The 2,714-nt window shown below is 45.8% G+C and carries 3 protein-coding genes; all 3 read left to right on the top strand.

Annotated elements, in window-relative coordinates:
- The coding region (locus tag EAG18_RS21940; protein WP_275557370.1) for a condensation domain-containing protein at window positions 1-894 on the top strand (894 nt) is incomplete at its 5' end.
- Window positions 851-1,993, top strand: a complete 1,143-nt coding sequence (locus EAG18_RS21935) for a phosphopantetheine-binding protein (RefSeq protein ID WP_125254465.1) — start codon at window positions 851-853, stop codon at window positions 1,991-1,993. The genes EAG18_RS21940 and EAG18_RS21935, both read left to right, overlap by 44 nt.
- The coding region (locus EAG18_RS21930) for a condensation domain-containing protein (protein WP_275557369.1) at window positions 1,990-2,714 on the top strand (725 nt) is incomplete at its 3' end. The genes EAG18_RS21935 and EAG18_RS21930, both read left to right, overlap by 4 nt.

Raw genomic sequence — 2,714 nt, 5'->3', positions numbered from 1 at the left:
GCACTTGAGCAGTTAGTTGCAAGGCACGCCAGTTTACGTACGACTTTCCCAAGTGTAGAAGGAAAAGCTGTTCAGCAAGTACAAGAGCAAGTGGTACTAGACTTTGAGTTGTATGACGTGAGTCACTATGACAATCAAGAAATGCGCAACAGTAAAGCATCGCAATGGTGCCATAAAGAAGCCGCGACTCCCTTTGATTTAGCACAGGGGCCATTATTTAAGGTACGCGTAGTAAAGCTTGCAGAGGAAGAGCAYATTKTATTGCTGAACATGCACCATATCATCAGTGATGGCTGGTCAGTAGAAGTGCTAGTAAAAGAATTAGGACAGTGTTTAGCAGCACAAGCAGAAGGCAAGCAGGCAGAGCTAGAAGCCTTACCAATCACATACGCAGACTACGCAGTGTGGCAGCGCCAGTTATTAGAAACACAGGGAGTAATGGAGCAGCAGCTAGGATATTGGCGACAGAAGCTAGCAGGACATGCAGAGCAACTGGCGTTAGTGACCGACTATGCGCGGCCGGTGGAAGCGATGTTCACAGGAGCGAGCGCAACATTCAGTTTAACAGCGGAGCAGACTCAAGCATTAAAGGGCTTAGCAGAGCAGCAAGGCGGCACGCTATTTATGGCGTTGATGGCGGTATTTAAAGTACTGCTACACCGTTACACGGGACAAGAAGACATTTGTGTCGGCACGCCAGTGGCGAATAGACAATATGCAGAAACCCATGGTTTAGTGGGCATGTTTGTCAATACCTTGGCACTGAGAGATGAAATCCAAGGGCAAGATAGTTTTATCGCGGTATTGGACAAAGTAAAAGCAACCTGCTTGGAAGGATACGAGCATCAAGATGTACCGTTTGAGAGAGTGGTCACTGGCAACAGAGGTGAGTAAGTTTGACTTAACGTTAGAGTTTGTGGAGGACGAAGGAGCACTGAGTGGCGCGGTAGAATATAGCACGGCGCTATTTAAGCACGATACGATAACGGCCTTAATGAGACACTTTGTGGCATTGACAGAGGCGGTGTGCCAGACACCAGCGGAGCCGATAGGGAGGCTGGATTATTTAAGCGACACAGAGCAACAACAGCTGATGGCGTTTTCTGACACCAAGCGTGCATATAACGAGTTATTGGTAGGGCATGCGTTAGCTGAGCGAGAGCCGCATAATGCCTACATTTTAAATGCCTATCTACAATTACAGCCTGTTGGTGTACCAGGAGAGTTATGGCTATCGACAGATGGTACCAACACTGCGACTCAGGACAGTATAAGTAACCCGTTTAAAGCTGCACAGACATTAGTTAAAACAGGTTGTTGGGCGCGTTGGTTATCAGACGGCTCTATTGATTTCATCGGTAAAGTAGGTGACGTTCACTACTTTAAAGGACACCGAATTAATACCACAGATGTTGCCGAGTGTTTGTTGAGTCATCCCAGTATTACATCTAGTGCCGTGATTTTAGCAGGCACGATCAATAAAGCAGAACTGTGTGCATTTTATACGGTAAAAGAGTCGGCAAGTGCGCTCGATATTGATGAACTCAAGCACTATGTAAAATCCATTTTACCTGAATATACACAGCCAACGTATTACAAGGCGCTGGCGCAGTTACCGCTAACACAACAGCAGCAAGTGGATCAAAACCAACTCAAAGCACTGATGCTGAGCGAGCCTGCCACGTCCAAATATGTTGCCCCTAAGAGTGAGGTTGAGCGTACGCTGGTAAGCCTATGTGCTGCACTTTTAGACCTAGATGAACAGCATATTGGGATCAATGCCAACTTCTTTGAGTTAGGCGGTCATTCATTACTGGCAACCCAGCTTCATGCGCAGATTAATAAGCAGTTTGAGCTTTCTCTCAGCTTACAAATGATGTTTGAAACTCGGGATTTAGCAGAACTTGCAAATCTTATTCAAGTGGCCTGTGGGCAAAAGCAAACATCACTTGATCAGGCACCACAAGGTGAAAGTGAGGAGATCGCGCTATGAGTCTATTGGCATTAATGAACACCGTGCAGGAAAAGCAGATCAAACTCTGGATTGATGGTGATGAGCTCAAGTTAAAAGCACCGAAAGGCGCGCTAGATGCAAAGTTAAAGGCGTCACTGATAGAGAGTAAGCTCGATATAATCGCGCTTCTCAAAAAGATTACTGCCGCGCAGTCCCAACCAGATATTCAGATAGGTAAACGTACGGCAACAGAACCTCTAGTGCTGAGTTCAGCACAGGAGCGGTTGTGGTTTATAGATAAACTGAATAACGGCTCAGCAGAGTACAATTTACCAGCAATATTTACTGTGTCAGGCGAATTAAACTTATCGTTATTGGAGCGAGTATTTCGAACCATACTAAAGCGCCATGAGGTACTCAGAACCGTTTATTACCATGAAAATGGTCGTACATATCAACGTATCACTGACTTCGATGACGCACTTTTTAATATTAAACAGGTGAGCTTATCCCACCTTAAAGGAACAGAATTAACCACTGCTATCGCTGAATATATTCAAGCTGAGCTAGAGCAAGAGTTTGACCTAGCACAGGATTTGATGCTGAGAGTRCGTTATGTCGAGACTGGCAATGCCCAAGGCGTGCTGCTGTTTAATATGCACCATATTGCGTCTGATGGCTGGTCAATGGAAGTGTTGGCGAAGGAGTTCTTCTCGCTGTATCAGTCTTTCAGTGAAGGGCAAGGGGATAACTTACCTCC

The organism is Pseudoalteromonas sp. J010, from assembly GCF_003934235.1.
In the GTDB taxonomy this organism is placed as follows: domain Bacteria; phylum Pseudomonadota; class Gammaproteobacteria; order Enterobacterales; family Alteromonadaceae; genus Pseudoalteromonas; species Pseudoalteromonas peptidolytica.
The sequence above is the reverse complement of the archived record's forward strand: the minus strand, read 5'-3'. Positions and strand labels throughout refer to the sequence as shown.

Excerpts from the sequence above, each read along its gene's own strand:
- EAG18_RS21935 (WP_125254465.1), top strand. The coding sequence starts at position 851 with ATGTACCGTTTGAGAGAGTGGTCACTGGCAACAGAGGTGAGTAAGTTT.